This window comes from Micromonospora sp. NPDC047074, assembly GCF_040643815.1.
In the GTDB taxonomy this organism is placed as follows: Bacteria; Actinomycetota; Actinomycetes; order Mycobacteriales; family Micromonosporaceae; genus Micromonospora.
Genome location: NZ_JBEYVB010000011.1, coordinates 68,265 through 91,955, shown reverse-complemented (window position 1 = coordinate 91,955; position 23,691 = coordinate 68,265). Strand labels below are relative to the sequence as shown.

The window sequence follows — 23,691 nt, the reverse complement described above, 5'->3', positions numbered from 1 at the left end:
CAAAGCAGGGACCGGTACGCCGGCGGCCCTACTTTCGACCGGTTCGCGGGCCGCGGCGATCTCCTAACGTGAACGGATGAGCGTCTGGGACCGGCTGTCCGGGGTCGCGGCCCCGGCGGGGCTCGCCGCGGTCTTCCTCGCCGCGATCGGCATCGAGGCGGTGGCGGTCGCCCAGACGTGGGGCGCCCGGTACTGGCTCGCCGGCGGTGCGGCCGCCGTCGCGGTCTGCGCGCTGGCGCTGGTACGCCGGCGGCACCGGGCGTGGACGGCCGCCGCCGGCCTCGGAGTCGCCGGACTGGCCGTCGCGGCGGCCCGGGTGTTCCACCTGCCGACCGAGCCGGGGCCGGCCATGGCGCTGGCGCTCGCCGTCCTCGTCGGGTCGGCGGTGCGCGCGCTTCCTCCCGCGCCGGCCGGTGCCCTCGCCGCCGGAGGGCTCGCGGTGGTCGGCGGCGCCTGGCTCGCCGCCCGCCCGCAGTCGTCGGGCGTCCCGGCGGTCGTGGCGATGAACGTCGTGGCCTGGCTCGGCGCGGTCGCCGTCGGCATGACGCTGCGGCTGCTGGACGACCGGGCGGCGGCCACCGCCGAGAAGGTACGCCGGGACGAGCGGCTGGAGATGGCCCGGGAACTGCACGACGTGGTGGCCCATCACATCACCGGCATGCTGATCCAGGCGCAGGCCGCCCAGGTGGTCGCGCGGAGGAACCCGGGGCAGGTGACCGAGTCGCTGACCGGGATCGAGACCGCCGGCACCGAGGCGCTGCGCGCGATGCGTCGCGTGGTCGGGCTGCTCCGCGACACCGAGGACGCCCCACCCGCCTCGGCCGAGCCGGAACAGCTCGGCGTCCTCGTCGAGCGCTTCAACCGGCAGGGCCCGCCGACACGCCTGCGGGTGCCCGACGCGGGCACGCCGTGGCCGCCGGAGGTGACCAGCACCGTGTACCGGATCGTCAGGGAGGCGCTGACGAACGTGGCCCGGCACGCGCCGCACGCCGGTGGCGTCACCGTCACCGTCGACCAGGGGCCCGCCGGTGTCACGGTCGAGGTGACCGACGACGCGCCACCGGGTCCCACCCGCGCCGCCCACCGGGGCGGGTACGGCCTCGTCAGCATGCGGGAACGCGTCGAGGCCCTCGGCGGTACGCTCCACACCGGTCCCCGCCCCGACGCCGGCTGGTCGGTCCTGGCCACCCTGCCCATCCAGGACGGACGGTCCCGATGACGATCCGCGTGCTGGTCGCCGACGACCAGGCGATGATCCGCGGCGGCCTCAAGCTCATCCTCGAAGACCAGCCGGACATCACCGTCGTCGCCGAGGCGTCGGACGGCGTCGACGCGATCGCGCGGGCCCGCCGCCTGCGTCCCGACGTCTGCCTGGTGGACATCCGGATGCCCCGGCTCGACGGCATCGAGGTGACCCGGGCACTGGCCGGATCCGGCGTACGGGACCCGCTGCGGGTCGTCGTGGTCACCACGTTCGACCTCGACGAGTACGTCTACGGCGCGCTGCGCGGCGGTGCGGCCGGCTTCATCCTCAAGGACGCCGGCCCGGCCCTGCTCGTCGAGGCGGTCCGCGCCGCCCACAACGGCGACGCGCTGGTCTCCCCGTCGATCACCGTACGGCTGCTGCGGCACCTGACCGCGTCGGCACCAGAGCCCGACAGGTCACTGCCGTCGTTGTCGGTACGCGAGATCGACGTGGTCCGGCAGATCGCCCGCGGCCGTACCAACCTGGAGATCGGCGCCGAGCTGTTCATCTCCCTGAGCACGGTCAAGGGCCACGTCTCGACCATCCAGACCAAGCTCGGCCTCCGCAACCGCACCGAGATCGCCGTCTGGGCCTGGGAACGTCGAATCGTCGACACCGCGTGAAGGAGTCGGCTCACCGGCGTGCCGGTCGCCCTCGCCGTGGCCGCCGCAAACGGCTTGCCGGGGATCCGGGACGGGTGACAGGGTGTGCGACATGACGATCAGAATCGAGTCCCGCCCGATCCGGTGAGCGACGTCGCCGAGCGCAAGGCGCTCGACCTGCCGACGATTCTCGAACACGCCACCGCCCTGCACGCCGCTCATCCGTACGGCCCGCTCCCGAACGACGGCCAGCCGTATCCGGACCTCGGCCCCGTCGCCGGTCGCCCGTCGACCCGCAGGCCGTACGGCGAGCGTAGGGGCCTTCTCTTCGACCTCGTGCGGTCGGTCCATGCGGACACCCCTGCACCTGACCGGGCCGGAAAGCGGCTGGCCGAGGCGCTGGCGGCGATGGGCGCCGACTGCCGCATGGCCGTCCCGTTGCGGGAGGTCGTCGTCGATTTCGATCCGGGTTGGCGACGACAGGTGGGCCGCAAGCTCGCCTACGGCGGCCACGAGCGTGGCACGGTGAGTGTCGGGCTGGCGCTGCTGGCCGGGACCGCCGAGCGCGACGACGCCGGCCCGGTCCGCCTGCTCGGGCTGCTGGGTAGGCCGTTGGGGGAGATTGCCATCCGGGTCCTGCGCGACATTCCCGGCGCCGCGGATGACCTGATCTGGTTGGCCGATCGCTCGGATCCGTGGCGGCGCGCCCGGGCGGTCAGGGCGCTGTGTGCCCTCGCGGAGCCGGCGACGTTCGACTGGCTGCTCGCGCACGGCGTCGGACCCGACGGACGATCGATGACGAATGCCCGCCGGATCGCGGAGACCGTGGGCATCGTCGACCGGTTGGTTGCTGACGACGTCGACGGCGACGTCGTCGAGCAGGCCGGACGGGTGCTGCTGGCCATGTCGCAGCGGGCCGCCGGGAACGCCGAGCTGCGCGGGTACGCCGACGCGCCGGCGGCCGTCTCCCGCTTCGCGCACGCGGCTCCGATCATGACCCCCTCGTTCGACCGGTACGCCCTGGTCGTCGCGCTACTGGCGGACCTCTCCGTCGGCCAGGCGGCGACTCTCGACTGGCCGCGCCAGGAGCTGGACCGGGTGAGATCGGGGCTCGACGACCTCCTTGCCCAGCCGGCCTGGGTAGAAGTCCTGGAGACCGCCAGGCGATCCGCCGATTCCCAGACCCACCATCGAGCGCACTGGGCTGCCTGGGCCCGGACGACGAACGGGTGGCCGCCACCGGTGGGGAACACCGGGAACGAGACGACCAGCCGGATCTCGATCCGGGTCGCCGTCGCCGACCCGGTGTATGCCGGTGCCGTCGAGACGAGGATATTCGTCGACGGCCGGCCCGTGGTCGTGGAGACGTTCACCGCCGGACCGGCGGAGTCACCCGAGTACCTCCTCGGCCTCGACCACCGGCTCCGCGCCGACGTCGAGCCGCACGAGGTCCGGCTGGCCGAGGCCGACTGCACCGAGGGCTGCTGCGGCGCTCTCCACGTCACCATCCAGCGCCGCGGTGACGAGGTCGTGTGGCGTGACTGGCGCAACCCCGACGCCCCCGGCCTCGTCCTGCCGGCGTACACCTTCGACGCCGCGCAGTACGACGCCGAGATCGCACGCGCCGAATCCGACCACAGCTGGGAGTGGCCCGAGCGGACCGTCGCCCGCCTCGTACGGAAGCGACTGCGCGAGGAACCAGCCCTGCTGGGCGGGTGGGACTGCCAGCCGGGTTGGCTGGAGGCCCGGGCGAACGACCGCGGGCGCATCCACGTGTCCTACGGCTATCCCCGGCGCCCGGGTGCCGGCGAGGAACCCTGGCTCCAGTTCGTGGCCGTACTCGACGTGCCCGCAGGCGACCCGGCGCACGTCGTCGACGACGTCGTCAGAAGGCTCTGCGCCAGCGACCCGCGCCGGCAGGACCGGCTCGCCGGTGGCAGCGAGGAATCCGCCCGACAGCTCGGCTTCCAGTGGCCACCGACCCGGACGTAGAACTGAACCTCGCGGTTGGTGCGCTCGCCGCCGGAGCCGACCAGGTGGGTCTCGTCCCTGACGACGACACGGCAAATGCCCGTAAGATGCGTGCCGCCCGTTTCGGCCGTGCCCGCCGGTCCGGACGTCGACGGGTTGCGTGCGGTGACCGGATGCCGCGACCGCTCGGGAGGCAGCGAACACGATGGCGGATGCGCCCGAGGGGACGGCGTGGGACGCGATGACGCGGTACCGGCTGCGGCTGGTGCTGACCTGGTGGCCGTGGCGGTGCGTCGGCTACCTGCTCTGCTCACCGGTGGTGGCGACGGGGTGGGTCGCGACGTGCCTGCCACTGGGACCGTGGGCCGGGATCCCGCTCGGCGTGACGGAGCGGTGGCGGCTGCGCTGGGTGGTGGACGGACCTCGTCCGTCGCCTCACACCCGGCCGGACCGGCCCGGCGCGGGCGGCTGGCTGCGCTGCCGGCTCCGCGAGCCAGCCACCTGGCAGGAGCTGTTGTACGGTCTGCTGCTGCTCCCGCTGAGCCTGGTCGACGCGATGATCGCGTTCGTGGTGCTGGCGATCCCGGCGTCGCTGGTGCTCGCGCCGATCATCGACGACCGGGGCAGCGGCGACCGGATCCAGATCCTCACGTACTTCGGCCTGGACGCGTCCCGGCTGCCCGGTGTCGTTCTCGCGCCGCTGCTCGGCCTCGTCCTGCTGGCGGTCGCGCTGTACCTGCTCACCGCCCTCACCGCCGCCCGGGCGTTCCTGGCGCGGCTGTTGCTCGTCGGCAACCGGGAGGTGCAACTCGGCACCCGGGTACGGGAACTGGCCGAGTCGCGTACCCGGGTGGTGGCCGGTTTCGAGTCGGAGCGCCGGCGGATCGAGCGCGACCTGCACGACGGCGCCCAGCAGCGGTTGACGTCGCTGCTGATGACGCTCGGACTGCTGCGAGTGCGGGTGCCCGACGCCGACCCGGTGGTTCGGGAGCTGGTCGAGAAGGCGCACGACGAGGCCCACCGGGCCCTGCGTGAACTACGGGACCTGGTGCACGGCATCTATCCCGCCACCCTTCGGGAGCAGGGCCTCGAAGCGGTGCTGGCGGAGATCGTCGACGTCCACCCACTCCCGGTCGACCTGCGGGTGGACCTGCCCCGCCGTCCGTCGCCCGGCGTCGAACACACCGTCTACTTCGCCATCTGCGAGGCGTTGTCGAACGTGTCGAAGCACAGCGGAGCGGCATCGGCCACGGTGTGCCTCGCCACGGACGACGGAACGCTGGTCGCGACCGTCGCCGACGACGGTGTGGGCGGGGCCGATCCGAGGGGAACCGGCCTCGCCGGGATCGCCGACCGGATCGAGGCGTACGGAGGTACGGTCACGCTCAGCAGCCCACGGGGAGGTCCGACCGTGCTACGGATGGAGGTGCCGTGCGAATCGTGATCGGTGAGGACTCGGTCCTGCTGCGCGAAGGGCTGGTCCACCTGCTGGCCTCCAGTGGCCACCGGGTGGTCGCGGTCGCGGGGGACGCGCACGGCCTCACCGCGGCGATCCGGGCGCACCGTCCCGACCTGTCGATCGTCGACGTCCGCATGCCGCCCGGATTCGCCGACGAAGGGCTGCGGGTGGCCATCCAGCTACGTGCGGAGGATCCGACGGCGAAGATTCTCGTCTTCTCGCAGCACGTCACCCATCGCTCCGCCACCGAGTTGCTCTCCTCGGGTGACGGTGGGGTCGGCTACCTCCTGAAGGAACGGGTCGGCCACGTCGACGAATTCCTCGCGGCGGTGGAGCAGGTCGCGGCAGGTGGCTCGGTCATCGACCCGGAGGTGGTCCGACAGTTGCTCGGCCGCAGGCAGAACCGCTCGCCGCTGGAGCAGTTGACCGCACGCGAGGCCGAGGTGTTGTCGCTCATGGCCGAGGGGCGGACGAACGGCGCCATCGCGGCTGCGCTGACGGTCAGCGAGGCCACCGTGCTGAAGCACGTCAACGGCATCTTCGCCAAGTTCAACCTGTCGCGCGGCGAGACCGACCACCGGCGGGTGCACGCCGTCCTCACCTACCTGCAGGCAGGGTAACGCTGGCACCACCGCGAAGACTCATTCCTGCGTGGATGTGCGGCGGCTCGGCCGGTGCTGGAATCGACGGACCGATTCCCGCACGAAGGAGACGAGCTGCGGAATGCGTACCGAAAACGCCTCCGGCCAGGGCACGTGGCCGGCGGCGACAGCGGGCCAGCCGCCCACGATCTCGGTCCGGCACCTGTCCAGGACGTACGGCCGGGGGGAGGCGCTCGTCACCGCCCTCAACGGGGTCTCGGCGGATTTCCGGCACGGTCAGTTCACGGCAATCATGGGTCCCTCAGGATCCGGCAAGTCGACATTCCTACAGTGCGTGGCGGGTCTCGACAGGCCGACGGGCGGCTCGGTCACGATCGGAGGCACGGATCTGACCTCCCTGTCGGAGCGGCAGCTCACCGCCATGCGGCGAGACCGTCTCGGCTTCGTGTTCCAGGCGTTCAACCTGATACCGACCCTGACCGCCGCCGAGAACATCACCCTCGCCGAGCGGCTCGGCGGAGTGAAGGCCGACCCACAGTGGTTCCGGCGTCTGGTCGACCTGCTCGACCTGGGGGATCGGCTGAGCCACCGGCCGACCGAGCTCTCCGGCGGGCAGCAGCAGCGGGTCGCGGTCGCGCGGGCGTTGCTGCACCGGCCCGAGGTGGTCTTCGCCGACGAACCGACCGGAAACCTGGACTCCCGTACCGGGTTGCAGGTGCTGCGCTTCTTTCGGCAGGCGGTCGACGAGTTCGGCCAGACCGTCGTCATGGTGACCCACGACCCCCTGGCGGCGAGCTGGGCGCATCGGGTGTTGTTCCTGCGCGACGGCACTCTCGTGGAGGAACTCGCCGCCCCCACCGCCGAGTCGATCCTGGCCCGTCTCGCCGCCCTGGAGGGAGTTTCATGATCGTGATGGCGTGGCGTAGCCTGCGTTCCCGGTGGTTCGCGGCGCTCGGCTCGGTCGTCGCGATCGCACTCGGCGCCGCCCTCGTCACCGGCGCGATGATCCTCCAACAGTCGTCCTCCGCCGCGACCCCGGGCGGAGTCTCGACCCCCTGGCAACTGCGGGACGTCGAGGTGGTCGTCCGGATGCCGAACGAGGCCACGGACGGCAAGGGGCGCACCATCCTGCTCACCGATCGTCGGCGTCTGACCGACGCCCAACTCGCCACGATCCGCGCCACGGCCGGGGTCGCCGCGGTCACCGCCGAGACCCCTTCGCCCGCCTATGTGGTCGTCGACGGCCGGAAGATCGGCGACGCGGAGAAGCGTTCCTGGGCCCATCCCTGGAGCACTGCGGTCGTCGAGCCGTTCGCCCTCGCACAGGGGCGCCCGCCGAACCAGGCCGACGAACTGGTGCTCGACCGGAGCACGGCGGAGGAGGCCGGCGTCGGGGTGGGCGACCGGGTGACACTGAGCACCACGCGTGGCGCCTCGACGTACCGGCTGACCGGGGTGGGCGACTGGCCCGGCTCGCAGTTCGAGCATGCGGTGTTCGTCGCCGACAGGCAGGCCGCCCAACTTGGCGGTGATCCCCTGCTGGCCCTCGTGGACGTCACGGGCGACCCGGCCGCCGTTGCCCGGAACCTACGGCGCTCGCTTCCTGAGGCCGAAGTGACCCTGGACCGGGCCCACGCACTCTTCCTTGACCGTCGACAGGCCGAGCTGTCCGGCGGATCGGGCCAGTTCATGGCGGTCATGGCGACCAGTGCTCTGAGCATCGCCGCGCTCGTCATCGCGAGCACGCTGTCCGTGTCCGTGATGCAGCGCCGCCGGGAGATCGCACTGTTGCGGACCGTGGGTGCGACGCCCGGTCGGATCCGTCGCCTCGTCATCGGCGAGGCGGCGTTCATGGGGCTCGTCGCGGGAACGGCCGGTGCGGTTGCCGGTGTCGGCCTCGGCGCGGTGGCGATCCGGTTCTTCGCCGCCCAGGGCATGGTGTCCCGCTCGACCGAACTCGTCGTCGGCCTGACTCCGCTCGTCGTCAGCGTCGGCGTCGCCCTGGTCACCGCCGTACTCGCCGGCAGTTTGCCCGCCTGGAAGGCGTCCCGGGTCGCTCCGGCGGAGGCGATGCGGGCGGTGGACGTCCAGCCGGCGCAGTCCGGTCGGGCACGGGTGATCTGGGGCGTGCTGATGCTCACGGTCGCCGCCGGGTTCGTCACCGCGGGGGCCGTCACCGCCCGGACCGGCGGCTTCACCGCCGTGGACGTGGCGGGTGTGCTCTTCCTGATGTCCGCGCCGTTCCTGGTGCTGGCCGCGGTGCTGCTCGGCAGGGCACTGCTCGCCGGGATCCTGGCCGTTGTCCGGCCATTGCTGGCTCGTTCGTTCGGCGGATTTCTGGCGACCCGGCAGATCCGCAGCGACCTCTCCCGCGCGGTGGGTGTGACCACGCCACTGATGCTGATGGTGGCGTTCGCCTGTCTGCTGATCTTTCAGGAGGAGGGGACGTTCGAGGCGCGGGCGCGCAACTACGAGCGACAGCTGCGGATCGATCTCGCCGTGCGGGGGAGTGAGCAGCTAGGGCTGCCGTCGGAACTGGCCGGACGGGTCTCGGAACTCGACGGGGTACGGGCCGCCACGGGCATGATCAATACCCGGATCGGCTTGCCGGACGGGGCCATGTCGGTGACGTCCCTCGATGTGGTCGCCGTGGACCCGGCCACCGTGCCCACCCTGTTCGCGCTCGAAGCGCACGCCGGTGACTGGTCGGCGTTCGGCGACGACGGCATCGCCGTCGAACGCGGAATCGCCGAGGCGCAGGGCTGGCAGGCTGGCGAAAAGGCCAAGGTGTTACTTCCGGACGGCACACCGTCCCAGGCGACCGTGGCGACCGTCTTCGAGGCCGACTCGGCCACCTTCTCGGTCTTCGTGCCCCGCTCGATGGTCCTCGGGCACATGCTCGAACCGTACGACGCAGGCGTCCTCGTCGCCCTCGAACCGGGCGCCGAACAGGCTGCCGTCGCGGCCCGTATCGACGCGCTGCGTACGGTCGACCCGGACGTGCGGGCGCTGACCAAGGCCGAGTACATGTCCTTCCTGCGGGCGCAGAGCAGCGGCGACACCTGGATCATCTACCTGTTCGTGATCCTGATCGGCGGCTACGCGGGCATCGCGGCGATCAACGTACTGGTCACCTCGGCGATGGCCCGGCGTGGACAGTTCGCACTGCTGCGGCTGGCGGGGGCGCAACCCGGCCACGTGGTTCGGGCGGTCGTCTGGGAGACGGCGATCATCGTGCTCGGCGGCCTTCTGCTCGGCACGGCCGTCGCCGCCGTTCCGCTGCTCGGGTACGGATACATCTTCACCCACACCCTGTGGCTGCCGTTCGCCGCCGGACAGTACGCACTGATCTGTGCCGCGGCGCTGCTCATCGGGGTCGTCGGGGGCGTGGTACCCGCACGGCTCGTGCTGCGGGCCAGAGCCCTGGACGCCCTGAACGCCCCCTGATGCACGCCCGCTGCGGCGGCGGACCGGCTCGTGACGACCCTGCGCAGTCCGGTCACGGGCCGACGTGGAGCAGCCGGTTGGGCGAGCCGGTGCCGGGATTGGGCACGATCCCCACAATCGCCTTCGCGACGAGGGCGTCCCGCACCTGGACCGGGGTGAAGGTCGGGTTCGCCGCGAGGACCAGGGCGGCGGCCCCGGCCACGTGGGCGGCGGCCATCGACGTGCCGCTGGCGCTCATCGACGCGGCGGTGCTGGTGTACCAGGCGGAGGTGATGCTCACGCCGGGGGCGAAGAGGTCCAGGCACACGCCGGTGTTGGACCAGGCGGCGCGCTGGTCGGTCTGCGACGTGGCGCCGACCGTGATCGCCGTCGGCACCCGGGCGGGGGAGTAGTTGCACGCGTTGCCGGCGTCGTTGCCCGCGGAGACGACGAACGTGACGCCGGAGGTGACGGCCGTGCCGACGGCGTTGTCGAGGGCGGTCGAGGCGGAGGTGTTGACGGCCAGCGTCGCCACCGCCGGCTTCACCGCGTTGGCGGCCACCCAGTTCACGCCGGCGATCACCTCGGACACGGTGCTGGGCCGTACGCAGGCGATCACGCGTACCGCGACCAGCTTGACGTCCTTCGCCACCCCGTACTGGCGGCCGCCGACGGTGCCGCCCACGTGCGTGCCGTGCCCGTTGCAGTCGTCGGCCGTCCCGCCGTCGATCGCGTCGTACCCGCTGGTCGCCCTGCCGATGCTGAAGTCCGGGTGCGCGACGGACATGCCGCTGTCGATGATGTACGCCCGCACCCCGCTGGCGATCAACTCGAAGTTGTACGTCTGGTTCAGCGGCAGGGCGCGCTGGTCGATCCGGTCGATGCCCCACGAGGGCGTGGGCCGTTGGACGGCGTTGGCGGTGACGGTCCGGTCCTGTTCGACATACGCCACGTCGGGGTGGCCGGCCAACCGCTTCGCGGCCGACTCGGTCAGCCGGGCCGCGAACCCGTTGAGCGCCGCGCCGTAGACCCGGGTGACGCTGCCGCCGTACCGTCGCGCCAGCCCTGCGGCCAGGTCCGGTACGGCGTCGATCGCACGCCGGGTGCCAGCCGTCGCGCCCACCGCCCCGTCCCGCAGCACGACGAGGTAGCTGCCGTCGACGGCGGTGGCGCTGCCGGCGTACCGGATCTCTCCGGTCACCCCGGCGGCGGCCGGGGCGGGATTCGCCACCGCGAGGGTCGCGACCATCGCGAGGCCGGTGGCGAGCGCCTGCCGGCCGCCGCTGAGAAGTGTCATTGCGCCCGCCCTTTCCGGTTCAGTTCACGACGAACAGCAGCGGGCTGGCCGGCTTGCCGGTGGTCGCGTTGGCGACCAGGTAGTCGCGGACCAGGTTCGGCGGCCAGTTGGTGACGGACACCACCAGGGCCGCCGCGCCGGCCACGTGCGGCGCGGCCATCGACGTGCCGCTGATGGTGTTTGTCGCGGTGTTGGTGGTGTACCAGGCCGAGGTGATCGCCGAGCCGGGCGCCCAGATGTCCAGGCAGGTTCCGGTGTTGGAGTACGGCGCACGCGCGTCGGTGCTGGTGCTGGCGCCCACGGTGATCGCGGCGGGGACCCGGGCGGGGGAGGAGTTGCAGGCGTTGGCGGTGGAGTTGCCGGCCGCCACGGCGTACGTCACGCCGGAGCGGATCGAGTTGGTGACCGCGTTGTCCAGTGTGGCGCTCGCTCCGCCGCCGAGGCTCATGTTCGCCACCGCGGGCTTCACCGCGTTCTGGGTCACCCAGTCGACCCCGGCGATGACACCGGCCAGGGTACCGCTGCCGGTGCAGTCCAACACCCGTACGGCGACGAGCTGGACCCCCTTGGCCACGCCGTGCACCACACCGCCGACGGTGCCCGCGACGTGCGTGCCGTGACCGTTGCAGTCGTCCGCGGAGCCGCCGTCGACCGCGTCGTAGCCGCTGGTGGCCCGCCCGCCGAAGTCGGTGTGCGAGAAACGGATGCCGGTGTCGATGATGTACGCCCGCACGTTGCTGGCCGTGTTCGGGTAGGTGTAGGCCCGATCCAGCGGCAGGTCGCGCTGGTCGATCCGGTCCAACCCCCAGGACGGCGGGTTGAGCTGGGTCGCGTTGATCGACACCACCTGGTCCTGTTCGACGTAGGCGACGTCCGGGTGGGCTGCCAGCCGCCTCGCGGCCGGGGCGCTGAGCGTCGCCGCGAAGCCGTTGACCGCCGCGCCGTAGACCCGGGTGACGGCGCCGCCGTACCGCTTGCTCAGCTCGCCGGCCTTGGCGGGCACCGCGACGCTGGTCCGGGCGCCGACCGCCTCGTCCTTGAGCACGACGATGTAGCTACCCGCGACCGCGTTCGGGCTGTCGGCGAACCGGACCTCGCCGACGGCCGGTGCCGCCGCCGCTGGCCCGGCGGTGACCACGACGCCGGTCGCGATCGCGACGAGGGCGCCGAGCATCTGGCGTCCGTAGCGGGTGCGTGAGTGGGTCATCTTTCGTTCCTCTCCGACGGCCGCGCAGAGCAAATCGAAAGAAGTCTATATATGGAGGTGGCGCCCAGCCCATATCGAAATCCCCATACCATCGCCGCGGCGCTTGCTACTCCTTCACCAGCGCGGAGAGCAGGGCCGCGGTCTCGCCCGGGCGTACCAGCACACCGGCGTGGCTGACATCGAGCGACCGGACGTCGAACCGGTTGTCGGGGGTGAGGACGTCGGCGTCGGCGATGAACCGGTCCTGGAGCGCGATCGGGATCGACCGGTCTGCCGTGAGCCGCACGTAGGTACGCGGAATCCGGCCCCAGGTCGCGGCGTCGGCCAGCTCGTTCCCCGTGTCCAGGCTTTCGTCCGGCTCCAGGGTGTTGAGGAATCCGTGGAACTCGTCGTCGGTGCCGTCGGCCAGAACGGCCTCCCGGAGCGTGGCGAGCAGTTCGGGGTCGGCGGTACGCCAGTTGAATCGCAGCGCGCCGAGTTCCGTCGGGTTCGCGGCGATCAGGCCGGCGACGTGGTGCAGCGCGCTCGACGCGTTCTCCGCCGAGGCCTGGTAGCCGGCCGGGGTGTCGGCGGCGCAGCACCACGCCGATATGTAGACCAGCCGGTCCACCAGTTCCGGGGCGGCGTTGCCGACCCCGGTCAGGGTGAGCCCGCCCCGGCTGTGACCGACCAGGACCACCGGCCCGTGCTCGCGGACCCGCCGCACCACGTCCAGGACGTGCGCCACGTTGTCGGCGTGCCCGATGCCGGCCATCGCACTGGGCGCCGCGGCCAGGGCGGCGAGGTCCTGCGGAGCCTGGTACGCCACCGGGAAGGCCGCGCCGAACCCGTGCCCGGGCAGGTCGACGGCGAGCGAACGGTGCCCGCGCAGGGCCAACTCCCGCTGCATCGGGGCCCAGGTGAACGAGTTGCTGGCAGAGCCGTGGACGAGGACGAAGGTCGGATCGGTCATCGGGACATGGTGGCATCGTCGCCAACTGTCCCGTACCGGGGGTGATCATGGGCATGACCAGGGGCGGGCGCCCGTCTCCGAGCGCCCGCCGTCACGGCTTGACCGCCCGGGTGGCGAAGTAGCCCGGCAGCCAGCCGGCGGTGGCGTCGGAGTGGTGCGGCGCCTCCTCGAATCCGACGATGACGAAGCCGGCGGCGAGTTGGCCGCCGAACTGCCCGGTCATCGTGTGGCTGTACTCCAGCGGTGCGTCGGCGCCCCACAGGCGTTCGCGCTCCGCCGCCGGGACGTGGGTCAGGTCGCTGTACGGCAGCCGGTGACGCACCACCAACTCGCCGCGCTGGTCCAGAGCCTCGTTGTCGAAGAGGAAGACGTCCGGGTTGAGGAAGCCGGACAGCAGCGTCCCGCCCGGTCGCAGCACCCGGAAGCACTCCCGCCACACCGGCGCGAGCTCGGGCACGAACAGGTTCGACACCGGATGGAAGACCAGGTCGAACGAGGAGTCCGGGAAGACCGACAGGTCACGCATGTCGCCGAGGACGGTACGCAGCTCCAGCCCGTCCCGCCGGGCGACCGACTCGTCCTGTTCGAGCTGCCGGGGCGAGTTGTCGAAGACGGTGACCCGGGCCCCCGCGGCGGCGAGCGTCGGACCCTGCTGCCCGCCGCCGGAGGCCAGACACAGGATGTCCGTCCCCGAGAGGTCGGCGGGAAACCAGGACCGGTCGACGGGCTGATAGCCGATCAGGACGACCGACCAGTCACCGGACCGCGCCCTGGCGATCGTCTCGGCGGAGACCGGGCGCGACCACTCGTTGCCCTGCTCGACCTGCCGGTCCCAGGCGGTGCGGTTGTGTGCTACCGGGTCAAGAGGCATGGCCTCACGTTACCGAGCTTGACTAGCGAGTTTGGGCACTACGCCGCGCCGCCGGTGTTCAGGATCAACTGCCGGAGCACCTTGAGAGCCGCGACGTAGTCCGCGTCGTCGATGCCCTCGTGGATGCGGGCCCGGATTGCCGGCGCATGCTGTCTGAGGCTGACCCGGGCACCTTCTCCGGCTTCGGTGATCCACAGTCTGCCCTGCTCGTCGCGGGTCAGCCACCCGCGCTCCAGCAGAACCTCCGCCTCGACGTCCAGATCGTCTTCGGCCCGGAGATACGAACTCATCGCCCGCCGGAGCTCAGGAACGGTCATCCCGCCGTCATCGGGCAGGAGGTCGTTCCTGGAGAGGTTCCGCAGCAGCCAGAACTGGGGCTGAGTGAATCCGAGTTCGGCATGCCGGGCTCGGGTGAAAGCGATGAGGGATTCGTAGGCGACGCCTGTCCAGTAGGCGGCCGGTTGGCCTGCGAGCTCAACGTCGGAAAGCTGCAGCGTCGTCATGTGATCTATACCCCCAGGGACGGAACCATTGGGGACGAAGCTAGGACCTCAACTTCGGTTCAAGTCAAGAGCATGGCCAGATTGACGGCCGGGTGAGCCGGTCCACCATGGAAAGGCGCATTGCCTCGTCGGTGCGGGGGGACCGCACCGACGAGGCAATGACCTGCGGCGCTACCTACTTGACGACCGTGACCGTCGCCGAGCGGTAGTTCTTGCCGTTCTTCTCCGGGTCGTAGCCCTTCTCGACGTTGCCGGCGGCGTCGACCGAGAACCAGCGGAACGTGGTGGTCTCGGTGACGCGGAACACCTGCCCCGGCTCACGGAACTCCGTCGCCTGGTAACGCGGCGACTCGAGGGTGGGCCGGCTGCCATCCGTCGTGTAGTAGATGGTGGCCGGCTCGCTCGTCTCGAAGCGCACGTCGACGGAGCCGGTGTACCTGCCGCCGCCCGGGACGAGCTCGGACGTCGGCTTCTTCTTGTCGTTGCCCCACTCCGCCGCGATCCGGAACATCTCCATGATCCCGTTGGCGTACTCCATCGTCTCGGAGTGGCCGCTGACGAGGGCCGGGTCGCCCTCCCACGCCGGCTGGAACGAGCCGCCCTGCCAGTTGCCGGTGGCCGGGTTGTAGATCGAGCCGCCGACCTCCCAGCCGAAGGCGTAGATCCCGTAGGTGTGGTACAGGTCCTCACGGACGTTGCCCGCCGAGGAGTACAGGACGTCCGACGAGCCGCCGACGTTCTGCGGCGTGACGACGGTCTCCCGGTATGCCTTGACCTGCGACAGGATCCTGCCGGCCGACTGCCAGTAGAACGCCTCGTCGCCCAGCGGCGGGCGGGGCGTGGTGACCCGACCGTCCGCGATGTAGGCGCCGGGCTGCCAGAACAGTTGGCCGCCGTTGGAGTGCACCGACATCATGAACTTGATGTTCGAGTACTTCTCGACCAGCCAGACGATGTTCTTCGACTCCGGCTCGGACAGCTTCCCCGGCCCCTGGTAGGTGCCGCTGGTGCAGACGTCCGAGCCGCCGGCGTAGCCGTCGTGGGCCGACCCGACCCGGTAGTTCCGGTTCAGGTCGACGCCCCACGAGTTGCGCCGGTCCGGGTCGGCGTTCGCGTCCTCGCAGTGGTTCGTCAGGTTCTTCCGCTGCGAGGCGTAGTTGTAGAAGCTGTAGTTCGCGCCGTCGGGGTTGTTCGACAGGATGAGGAAGATGTCCGTCTCCTGGACGATCTTCTTCGTCTCCTTGTCGGTCCTGTAGTTGTGCACCAGACGCTCGGCCGTCTCCAGCGTCGTCGTCGCGGGCACCCACTCGCGGGCGTGGTCCTGGGCCTGGATCAGGACACCGGGGTTGCGGCCGTCGCGGTGCTTGCCGATCCGCAGGACCGGGATGGTGGCCGGGCCACGGGGCACCTCGCCCTCCGGTGCGCCGACGCGCTTCTGGTCGAGGAAGTCGCTCAGCGCGACCGGGGCGGACGTCGGCACGACGATCCCGGTGCCCGCGTTGGTGCGGTACGGGTGCGCCCGGTCGATCAGGCCCTGGGACTGGGTCTCCAGTGCCGCCGCCACCTGCGCGGCGGTGCTGGCGAGCGCGCCGTTGGCGTCCTTCGCGAGCAGGACGCGGACCGCCTTGCCCGACACCTCGACGGCGAGCGGGAGGTTCGCCCCCGGCCGCTCCACGAACTCGGCGGTGACGTCGTTGCCACCCTCGTGGCCCCACGCCGCCGAGCTGACGACAACCGCCGCCTGCCCGGTACCGCCGATCGTGGCCTGCGCCTTGCGCTGGTAGCCGTTCGTCTTGTTCGGCAGGTAGACGATCTCGGCGATGTCCGGGTACTGCCGGGCGATCTCCTCAGCACGCTGGAAGAGCTGCTGCGGGTGCTTGTAGCCGTCGATGAAGTCCGACTTGTAGCCCGGGGTGTCCGTCAGCGGCGGCGGAGCGTCCTCGAGCCAGTTGGAGACCTTGCCGGTGGTGACGCCACCGGTCGAGCTGGTGACCTTGATCTGGTCCGGACGCGCGTCGAGCTTGAACAGGTTCCGGTGGAACATGTACTGCCCGGAGTCGACGAAGCGGCTCATCGTCCGGGCGAAGCCGAACGACGTACCCGCACCCGAGTCGTTCTCGAGCTGCATCAGGACGACCGGATCGGCCTGCTGGCCCTCGGTGGTCCGCGCCTCGACGTAGAGGAAGCCCTGGCCCTTGGTGGTGAACCAGTCGGCGCGGACGACCCGTACCGTCGAGTCGTTCGCCTGCGCCGGCTGGGCGAGCGGCTGGGCAGCCCGCGCCCCGAGGGCCCGGAAGCCGCCGTCGGCCACGTCGCTCCAGGTGAAGCGCTCGTTCTCGCCGAGGATCTTGACGCCCATCGCCGTGAGCTCGGCGACCTGCTCGGCGTCCGCGTGCACCTCGCCCTCGATGCCGTCCGGCACGCGCGTGAGCCCGTGCTCAAGGTCGTAGCCGGCGGCCACCACCTTGTCCAGCATGTCGGATCCGGTCAGCTTGATGAGTACGTGGCTCGACCCGTGGTCCGCGTGGTGGGATCCTTCCGGGCCTGTGGCGGTGGGCTTCGCGGGGTCCGCGCCCGCAGGCGCGGTCACCACGAAAGCGGTTGCCACGAGTGCGGACATCGCGAAAAGCACGATGCGCGGCTGTCTTCCTCGCATGCTCCCCTCCTTCTGTCGTTGGCGGTGAGTGATCTCGCGGACCGGCCCGGGTGCGGGCCGGCCCGAACCAGTTCGTTCAGGACGGTCATGGTGAGCCCGCCCACGACGAGCCCGGCTTCGACCGATCACGTCGGAGGGCCGCGCCGGGTGTGGGCGGAGTTCGTTACGGCGGATGCGGTGCGTCGTGTGTCCCGCCCACGGCGAGCCCGGCTTCGACGGATCGCGTCGAGGACCGTGCGGGGTGTGAGCGGAACTGAGGCGGCGGATGCGGTGCGTCTGTCACATCGACGAGTCGCGTGGCCTGGATCTTTGCACCGCCGGAGCTGTTTGATCAACCCTTTGATCTGACAGTTGAGGGATCCTTGACGTTCCGGCGCGCCGGCGTTCGGCGTGCGGACGGCGAGCCGTCCGGGCCCAAGAAAGATCATGTAATGTTCAGCCTCGTGCCACCCGGCCGCCCAGGTGGCACTGCCAGCGTGAACGCATGCACAGACCCCGAACACGCCAGTCTCTGGCCGACCTCTCGGCGATCGACCGCCGGCGGCTTCTGCTCGCTGCGGGAGGCGGCGCCGCCGCCCTCGCGTTCGGCCTGCAACGCCCGGCCACGGCGGCCAGCCCGACGACGCCCCGGCTTCCCGACCATCCGTTCACGCTCGGCGTCGCGTCCGGTGACCCCACCCACAACGCGGTGGTGCTGTGGACCCGGTTGGCGCCGCAGCCGCTCGCCCCGGCCGGCGGCATGCCGACCCTGCGTCCCGTGCCGGTGCGGTGGGAGGTCGCGACCGACGAGCGGTTCCGGCGCGTGGTCCGCGACGGCGTGGCGCACGCCCACCCCGAGTACTCGTACTCGGTCCACGTGGATGTGCGCGGCCTGCGACCGGCGACGGAATACTGGTACCGGTTCTCGGTCGGCGGCCACCGCACCGCTCCGGCACGTACCCGCACGGCGCCCGCGCCCGGCTCCATGCCGGCGGAGCTGCGGTTCGCCTTCGCGTCCTGCATGAACTACCGCGCGGGTTACTTCCAGGCGATGGGCGGTATCGCGGCCGAGGACGTCGACGTGGTCTTCTTCCTCGGCGACTACGTCTACGAGTACCCGGTGGAGCAGATCTTCCCCGGCCGGGCGATCCCGGCGGATCTGCCGGCCGAGGTGCTACCGGAGACGGTGACGCTCGAGCAGTACCGGTTGCGGTACGGGCTGTACAAGTCGCAGCCCGAGGTGATCGCCGCGCACCAGAACGCCCCCTGGGTGATGATGTGGGACGACCACGAGGTCGCCAACGACTACGGCACCGACACCGAGGCGGAGCTGCTGCGGCAGGCGGCGGGCTACCGGGCGTTCTGGGAGCACATGCCGCTGCGGCCACCCCAGCGGCCGGTCGGTCCGCAGGCGAGGCTCTACCGGCGGTTGCGGTACGGCGACCTCGCGCAGTTCGATCTGCTCGACGCGCGGCAGTACCGCTCTCCGGGCCTCCCCGGCGGATCGACGGCTGACACACCCGAACGGCGGGACCCGACCCGCAGCATCCTGGGCTTCGAACAGGAGAAGTGGTTCGTCGACGGGCTTTCGCGGCCCGGACCGCGCTGGCACGTCGCCCCACAGGGCGTGCTGATGGCGATGGTCAACACCGCCGCCTCGACCGATGCGGCGCCGAGGTTCTCCACCGGCGCCTGGGACGGCTACCAGGCGTCGCAGAAGCGGATCTACGACGCGGTGGCCCGCGCCCAGCGGAAGGGCAGCCTGTCGAACTTCGTCGTGCTGACCGGTGACGTGCACTGCGGTTACGTGTCCGAACTGCCCTCCGACCTGGACGATCCGCTGTCGGCACCGATCGGTACCGAGTTCACCAGCCTGTCGATCAGCAGCGCCCGGGACTTCGACCCGGCCGCCAATGCCGCCCGGCAGGTCCGGGTACGGGTCAATCCGCAGATGAAGTGGGCCGACCTGCACTGTGGCTACGCCGTCGGAAGCCTGACTCCGGACGCGATGACCATCACGTACCGGGGGGTGGACCGGGTGAGCACGCCGCTGGACCCGGTGTACTCGCTGAGCCGGTTCGTCGTGGAGAGCGGAAAGCCCCGGGTCCACCCGGCCTGACCGTCCGATCCGGGGCCAGCCCGCTGGTGCCGCCGGACATGACAGTCGGCCCGTACGGAGCTTCGTACGGGCCGACTGTCGTCGCACGGCGTTCCGGCGCGCGTCTCGGGGAGCGCTCGCGTCACCGCCCGGAAACATTTCTCTGACTTTTCGGTTGTCGACTGGCCGGCTGCGGCATCTCCAGTACGACGCCACTGCCGTGGGTGTTGTCCGGGCAGCGCACCCACGCCCTGTGGCCCCTCCCGTGGAGTGGGTGTCGCGTGGGCAGCGCACTCGCGCCGCGACCATCCGTGCGCAGATCTCGATCAATCGACGGGCATCTGTGTGGAAATTCGGATGTGAGGGCAGCGGACAGCCAGCGAGACAGGGACAGGACAGGTAGGGAACCGACATCATGCAGCAGACAGGCAAATGGCTTCGGGTGGCCGCGCTCAGCGCGGTGCCGGTCGCCGTCGCGGGCATCCTCGGCATCCCGTCGGCGTCGTCGGCGGCGGCGCCGGTGGGTGACGGTGTCTACACGTTGGCGAGTGCGTCGAGTGGTAAGTGTGTGAATGTCATTGGTGGATCGACGGCCAATGGGGGGTTGTTGGGTCAGATCGCGTGTGATCCGGCTGTTGGTGCGCAGCAGTTCCGGGTGGTGGCGCAGAGCGGTGGGTTCGGTCTGGTCAACGGCGGCAGTGGTAAGTGTGTGGATGTGCCGTACTCGTCGACTGTTTCGGGTGAGCAGTTGTGGCAGTGGACGTGTGGTGGGAGTGCGAACCAGACGTGGACGTTCACCGCGTCCACCGCTTCCACGGACCGGTACCTGATCCGTAGTGCGTCCAGTGGGTTGTGTGTGAGCAACAAGGACGGGTCGACGTCGGGTGGTAATCCGATCGTGCAGGAGCCCTGTGCGGACATCGCCCGGATGCAGTGGCGGTTCAACCCGACCGGTTCCACCCCGCCGCCCACCACCCCGCCGCCGAGCGAGACCCCGACGGTGGCGGCGGACGGCACCGGCCGGTACCGCACGGTGCAGGCCGCGATCGACGCCGTGCCGACCAACAACACCCAGCGGGTGACCATCACCATCAAGCCGGGCACCTACCGGCAGGTCGTCCGGGTGCCCTCGAACAAGCCGCACATCACCCTGCGGGGCCTGGGATCCGGCCCGTCGAACACGCTGCTGGTCTTCAACAACTCCGCCAACAGCCACGGCACCTCCGGCAGCGCGAGCATGTTCGTCGACGGGGCCAACTTCGTCGCCGAGAACCTGACGATCTCCAACGACTTCGACGAGAACTCGACCAGCAGCGGTCACCAGGCCGTCGCGTTGCACCTCAACGCGGACCGGGCGGTGCTGCGCAACGTCCGGCTCCTCGGCGACCAGGACACGTTCCTGGTCAACGACCGGACGCGGGCGTACATGGTCAACTCGTACGTCGAGGGCACCGTCGACTTCGTCTTCGGCGGCGGCACGATCGTCATCGACCGCTCCACGGTCCACGAGAAGCGCTCCACCGGCGGCACCATCACCGCGGCCAGCACGCCCGTCGAGAAGGCCTACGGCTTCCTCTTCTACCGGTCGACGATCACGGGCACCGGAAGCAACAACACCAACCTCGGCCGGCCGTGGCGGCAGGGCGCCCAGGTCCTGTACCGCGAGTCGAGCCTGGGCTCGACGATCAAGAACTCCCAGCCGTGGACCAACATGGGCGACTCCACCTGGCAGAACGCCCGGTTCCGGGAGTACCGGAACACCGGATCCGGCGCGGTAGTCAACAGCAACCGTCCCCAGCTCACCGACGCGCAGGCCGCCAACTACACCCCGCAGCGGTACCTGGCCGGCACCGACGGCTGGAACCCGATGTGAACGCCCCCACGGCAGTCACCACACCACCACCATCTCCCGGAGCAGAAATGAAAACGAAGCGGATCGCCAAGCGTCCCAGGCTGGCCGCCGCCATGGCGGCCCTGACGGCAGTTCCCCTCGCCCTCGTCGGCGTCGTCGTCGTCGGGGCGTCGGCCTCGTCGGCGGCGGCGCCGGTCAGCAACGGTGTCTACACGTTGGCGAGTGCGTCGAGTGGTAAGTGTGTGAATGTCATTGGTGGATCGACGGCCAATGGGGGGTTGTTGGGTCAGATCGCGTGTGATCCGGCTGTTGGTGCGCAGCAGTTCCGGGTGGTGGCGCAGAGCGGTGGGTTCGGTCTGGTCAACGGCGGCAGTGGTAAGTGTGTGGATGTGCCGTATTCGTCGACTGTGTCGGGTGAGCAGTTGTGGCAGTGGACGTGTGGTGGGAGTGCCAATCAGACGTGGACGTTCACCGCGTCCACCGCTTCCACGGACCGGTACCTGATCCGTAGTGCGTCCAGTGGGTTGTGTGTGAGCAACAAGGACGGGTCGACGTCGGGTGGTAATCCGATCGTGCAGGAGCCCTGTGCGGACATCGCCCGGATGCAGTGGCGGTTCAACCCGACCGGTTCCACCCCGCCGCCCACCACCCCGCCGGCGGTGCCCTACTCGAACAGCCCCGACGGCTTCGCCGGGGCGGCCGGCACGACCGGCGGCGCGGGCGGCACGACCGTCACCGTGACCACCCAGGCCGACCTGGAGCGGTACGCCTCCGCGAGCGCCCCGCACATCATCCGGGTCAACGGCACGATCACCGTGACGCCGTACGGCAAGGAGATCCCGATCAAGTCGAACAAGACGGTCGTGGGGGTCGGGAAGAACGGCAACATCGTCAACGGCGGGTTCTTCCTGGGCGCCGGCACCAGCAACGTGATCATCCGGAACCTGACCATCCGGGACACCCGGATGGCGTCCGACGACCCGGACGACAAGGACTTCGACTACGACGGCATCCAGATGGACACCGCGAACCGGATCTGGATCGACCACAACCACATCGCCCGGATGAACGACGGTCTCATCGACAGCCGAAAGGACACCACGAACCTCACCGTCTCGTGGAACGTCCTCGCCGAGAACAACAAGACCTTCGGCATCGGCTGGACCGAGAACGTCACCGCCCGGATGACCATCCACCACAACTGGATCCGTGACTCGCGGGTGCGGATGCCGAGCACCGACAACGTGGCGTACGCCCACCTCTACAACAACTACATGCAGAACACCGGGCAGGGGAACTACTCCCGGGGCGCGACCCGGATGGTCCTGGAGAACACCTACTTCGACAAGGTGACCGACCCCTACTACAAGGACGCCAACGCGCAGCTGCGGCAGAGCGGCAGCGTCGTGGTCAACAGCAGCGGCAAGCAGCAGACCGGCGGGGACGCGTTCAACCCGTCGAGCTTCTACTCGTACCGGCTCGACCCGGCCTCGCAGGTCCCCACCGTGGTGAAGACCTACGCCGGGCCGCAGGCCGCCATCGGTCTCTGACGAGGCTGTGGAGGCGGCCCGCCCGGGTGATCCGGGCGGGCCGCCTCCACACGTCTGCCGGGCCGCGTGCGATGCCGCCAGGGCGAGGCTCCGGGCTGGCCGGGCCCGGGCGGCCGGGGGCCGGGGCGGGTGCCCCGGCCCCCGGCCGGTGACTCAGAGAGTCTTCTTGTTGAGCAGCCGGTTCGGGGTGCCCGAGAGGCTGCCGGTGACCACGCCGGTGGTGGCGTTGTTGACGATCCAGGTGTGCACGGTGGCCTGGCTCGCGTCGCCGTAGGTCGCCTTGTAGAGCACCGCGATGCCGGCCGCGTGCGGGGTCGCCATCGAGGTGCCGTTGTAGCTGGCGGTGGCGTTTCCGGGCACCGTGGAGACGATCGCCGAGCCGGGGCCGTAGATGTCGACGCAGGTGCCGATGGAGGAGTAGCTGGCCCGGGCGTCCGTCGAGGTGGTGGCCGCCACGACCAGCGAGGCGGTCAGGTTGCGCGGCAACCGGTCGCAGGAGTTGCCGCCGGTGTTCCCCGCCGAGGTGGCCAGGAAGACGCCGGCGTTCATCATGTTCGTCAGGGCGGTGGCCAGGGTGGCGCTGTACGCCGCGTTCCACGACGTGTTCGCCACGGCCGGCTTGACGTGGTTGTTGGTGACCCAGTTGACCGCGGCGACGGCGCCGGAGGTGCTGCCGCCGCCGGCGCAGTTGAGCCACTTCACGCCGTGCAGCGTGGCCTGCTTGGCCACCCCGTACGAGGTGGAGCCGATGGTGCCCGCGACGTGCGTGCCGTGGCCGTTGCAGTCGGTGTTGTTGGTGTCGATCGCGTTGTAGTTGAACTGGGCCCGGCCGCCGAAGTTCGGGTGGGAGGCGTCGATCCCCGAGTCGATGACGTACGCGTGCACCCCGGCGCCCGTGGCGGTGTAGGTGTAGCTGGCCGACAGCGGGAGCGTCGTCTGGTCGATGCGGTCGATGCCCCAGGCCGGCGGGTTCGTCTGGGTGGCGTCGAGCACGTTGGAGTGCCAGGCGTCCCGCTCGATGCGGACCACGTCCGAGCTGTGCTGCAGCTCGGTGACCTGGGCGGAGGAGAGGTTGGCCGCGAAGCCGTTGACGGCCTCGCCGAAGCTGACCCGGGCGCCGGCCTTCAGGGCCCGCAGCGCGACGTTCGGGTCGGCGCCTTCGCGGAAGGTGACCAGGTACGCGCCGGGGATGAGGGTGGTGTTCTCGTCGACGGCGGGGGCGGTGATCGGGACCGGCTTCGCCCGGAAGGGCGCACCGGCGGCGAGGGCGGGCGAGGGGATGGCCACGACGGTGGCCAGGCCGGCGGCGGTGGTGGCGGTGAGGGCGAGCAGGCGGGTGCGCCAGGACCGTCCGAGGGTCACGTGTTCCTCCCGAAACCAGGTGTCGTCCGGGTTGGACGACAGGTGGTGCCGGGAGACT

17 protein-coding genes are annotated in these 23,691 nt (G+C 70.6%); 10 read left to right on the top strand and 7 right to left on the bottom strand.

The genetic code is table 11. The features are described 5' to 3' along the window. The first annotated feature begins 76 nt into the window (after positions 1-76). From ABZ809_RS16710 to ABZ809_RS16680, 7 genes are all read left to right on the top strand, one after another. Positions 77-1,219: a sensor histidine kinase gene (locus tag ABZ809_RS16710; protein ID WP_357563390.1), complete on the top strand. Its 1,143-nt coding sequence runs from the start codon at positions 77-79 to the stop codon at positions 1,217-1,219. Next, a complete protein-coding gene (locus ABZ809_RS16705; protein ID WP_357563389.1) occupies positions 1,216-1,869 on the top strand; it encodes a response regulator transcription factor in 654 nt (217 codons plus the stop codon). The genes ABZ809_RS16710 and ABZ809_RS16705 overlap by 4 nt, the downstream gene beginning before the upstream one ends. A gap of 123 nt (positions 1,870-1,992) precedes the next feature. Beyond that, a complete protein-coding gene (locus tag ABZ809_RS16700) occupies positions 1,993-3,840 on the top strand; it encodes a hypothetical protein (protein ID WP_357563388.1) in 1,848 nt (615 codons plus the stop codon). Between the two features lie 184 nt (positions 3,841-4,024). Continuing rightward, entirely contained in the window at positions 4,025-5,263 is a 1,239-nt protein-coding gene (locus tag ABZ809_RS16695; RefSeq protein WP_357563387.1) for a sensor domain-containing protein, read from the top strand. Continuing rightward, positions 5,251-5,898: a response regulator transcription factor gene (locus ABZ809_RS16690; protein WP_357563386.1), complete on the top strand. Its 648-nt coding sequence runs from the start codon at positions 5,251-5,253 to the stop codon at positions 5,896-5,898. Before ABZ809_RS16695 ends, ABZ809_RS16690 begins: the two co-directional genes overlap by 13 nt. A gap of 103 nt (positions 5,899-6,001) precedes the next feature. Then, positions 6,002-6,787: an ABC transporter ATP-binding protein gene (locus ABZ809_RS16685; protein ID WP_357563385.1), complete on the top strand. Its 786-nt coding sequence runs from the start codon at positions 6,002-6,004 to the stop codon at positions 6,785-6,787. 5 nt (positions 6,788-6,792) lie between these two features. Further along, positions 6,793-9,327, top strand: a complete 2,535-nt coding sequence (locus ABZ809_RS16680; RefSeq protein WP_357563384.1) for an FtsX-like permease family protein — start codon at positions 6,793-6,795, stop codon at positions 9,325-9,327. Between the two features lie 52 nt (positions 9,328-9,379). Here ABZ809_RS16680 and ABZ809_RS16675 read toward each other — a convergent pair whose 3' ends face one another. From ABZ809_RS16675 to ABZ809_RS16650, 6 genes are all read right to left on the bottom strand, one after another. Beyond that, complete coding sequence (locus ABZ809_RS16675) at positions 9,380-10,603, bottom strand: S8 family peptidase (protein WP_357563383.1); 1,224 nt, start codon at positions 10,601-10,603, stop codon at positions 9,380-9,382. Positions 10,604-10,622: 19 nt separating this feature from the next. Then, the gene (locus ABZ809_RS16670; protein ID WP_357563382.1) at positions 10,623-11,810 is read right to left on the bottom strand and encodes a S8 family peptidase; all 1,188 of its coding nucleotides are present in this window, start codon (positions 11,808-11,810) and stop codon (positions 10,623-10,625) included. 106 nt (positions 11,811-11,916) lie between these two features. Next, positions 11,917-12,762 (bottom strand): alpha/beta hydrolase, encoded by an 846-nt coding sequence (locus ABZ809_RS16665; RefSeq protein ID WP_357563381.1) that lies wholly within the window; start codon positions 12,760-12,762, stop codon positions 11,917-11,919. Between the two features lie 91 nt (positions 12,763-12,853). Further along, positions 12,854-13,633, bottom strand: coding sequence for a methyltransferase domain-containing protein (locus ABZ809_RS16660; protein ID WP_357563380.1), 780 nt, complete (start codon positions 13,631-13,633; stop codon positions 12,854-12,856). 38 nt (positions 13,634-13,671) lie between these two features. After that, complete coding sequence (locus ABZ809_RS16655; RefSeq protein ID WP_357563379.1) at positions 13,672-14,136, bottom strand: MarR family winged helix-turn-helix transcriptional regulator; 465 nt, start codon at positions 14,134-14,136, stop codon at positions 13,672-13,674. Positions 14,137-14,311: 175 nt separating this feature from the next. Then, entirely contained in the window at positions 14,312-16,612 is a 2,301-nt protein-coding gene (locus ABZ809_RS16650) for a M14 family metallopeptidase (protein ID WP_357563378.1), read from the bottom strand. A gap of 664 nt (positions 16,613-17,276) precedes the next feature. Here ABZ809_RS16650 and ABZ809_RS16645 point away from each other — a divergent pair. From ABZ809_RS16645 to ABZ809_RS16635, 3 genes are all read left to right on the top strand, one after another. Then, the gene (locus ABZ809_RS16645) at positions 17,277-18,890 is read left to right on the top strand and encodes an alkaline phosphatase D family protein (protein WP_357563377.1); all 1,614 of its coding nucleotides are present in this window, start codon (positions 17,277-17,279) and stop codon (positions 18,888-18,890) included. A gap of 394 nt (positions 18,891-19,284) precedes the next feature. Further along, positions 19,285-20,742 (top strand): pectinesterase family protein, encoded by a 1,458-nt coding sequence (locus tag ABZ809_RS16640; protein WP_357563376.1) that lies wholly within the window; start codon positions 19,285-19,287, stop codon positions 20,740-20,742. Between the two features lie 47 nt (positions 20,743-20,789). After that, a complete protein-coding gene (locus tag ABZ809_RS16635; protein ID WP_357563375.1) occupies positions 20,790-22,271 on the top strand; it encodes an RICIN domain-containing protein in 1,482 nt (493 codons plus the stop codon). Between the two features lie 153 nt (positions 22,272-22,424). Here the strand turns inward: ABZ809_RS16635 and ABZ809_RS16630 are convergent, their stop codons facing one another. Further along, positions 22,425-23,633, bottom strand: coding sequence for a S8 family serine peptidase (locus ABZ809_RS16630; protein WP_357563374.1), 1,209 nt, complete (start codon positions 23,631-23,633; stop codon positions 22,425-22,427). Between the last annotated feature and the right edge of the window lie 58 nt (positions 23,634-23,691).

Coding starts and splice junctions, on each gene's coding strand:
- ABZ809_RS16710 (WP_357563390.1), top strand. CDS start 77: ATGAGCGTCTGGGACCGGCTGTCCGGGGTCGCGGCCCCGGCGGGGCTC.
- ABZ809_RS16705 (WP_357563389.1), top strand. CDS start 1,216: ATGACGATCCGCGTGCTGGTCGCCGACGACCAGGCGATGATCCGCGGC.
- ABZ809_RS16695 (WP_357563387.1), top strand. CDS start 4,025: ATGGCGGATGCGCCCGAGGGGACGGCGTGGGACGCGATGACGCGGTAC.
- ABZ809_RS16685 (WP_357563385.1), top strand. CDS start 6,002: ATGCGTACCGAAAACGCCTCCGGCCAGGGCACGTGGCCGGCGGCGACA.
- ABZ809_RS16680 (WP_357563384.1), top strand. CDS start 6,793: ATGGCGTGGCGTAGCCTGCGTTCCCGGTGGTTCGCGGCGCTCGGCTCG.
- ABZ809_RS16675 (WP_357563383.1), bottom strand. CDS start 10,603: ATGACACTTCTCAGCGGCGGCCGGCAGGCGCTCGCCACCGGCCTCGCG.
- ABZ809_RS16670 (WP_357563382.1), bottom strand. CDS start 11,810: ATGACCCACTCACGCACCCGCTACGGACGCCAGATGCTCGGCGCCCTC.
- ABZ809_RS16665 (WP_357563381.1), bottom strand. CDS start 12,762: ATGACCGATCCGACCTTCGTCCTCGTCCACGGCTCTGCCAGCAACTCG.
- ABZ809_RS16660 (WP_357563380.1), bottom strand. CDS start 13,633: ATGCCTCTTGACCCGGTAGCACACAACCGCACCGCCTGGGACCGGCAG.
- ABZ809_RS16655 (WP_357563379.1), bottom strand. CDS start 14,136: ATGACGACGCTGCAGCTTTCCGACGTTGAGCTCGCAGGCCAACCGGCC.
- ABZ809_RS16650 (WP_357563378.1), bottom strand. CDS start 16,612: ATGCTGGACAAGGTGGTGGCCGCCGGCTACGACCTTGAGCACGGGCTC.
- ABZ809_RS16645 (WP_357563377.1), top strand. CDS start 17,277: ATGCACAGACCCCGAACACGCCAGTCTCTGGCCGACCTCTCGGCGATC.
- ABZ809_RS16640 (WP_357563376.1), top strand. CDS start 19,285: ATGCAGCAGACAGGCAAATGGCTTCGGGTGGCCGCGCTCAGCGCGGTG.
- ABZ809_RS16635 (WP_357563375.1), top strand. CDS start 20,790: ATGAAAACGAAGCGGATCGCCAAGCGTCCCAGGCTGGCCGCCGCCATG.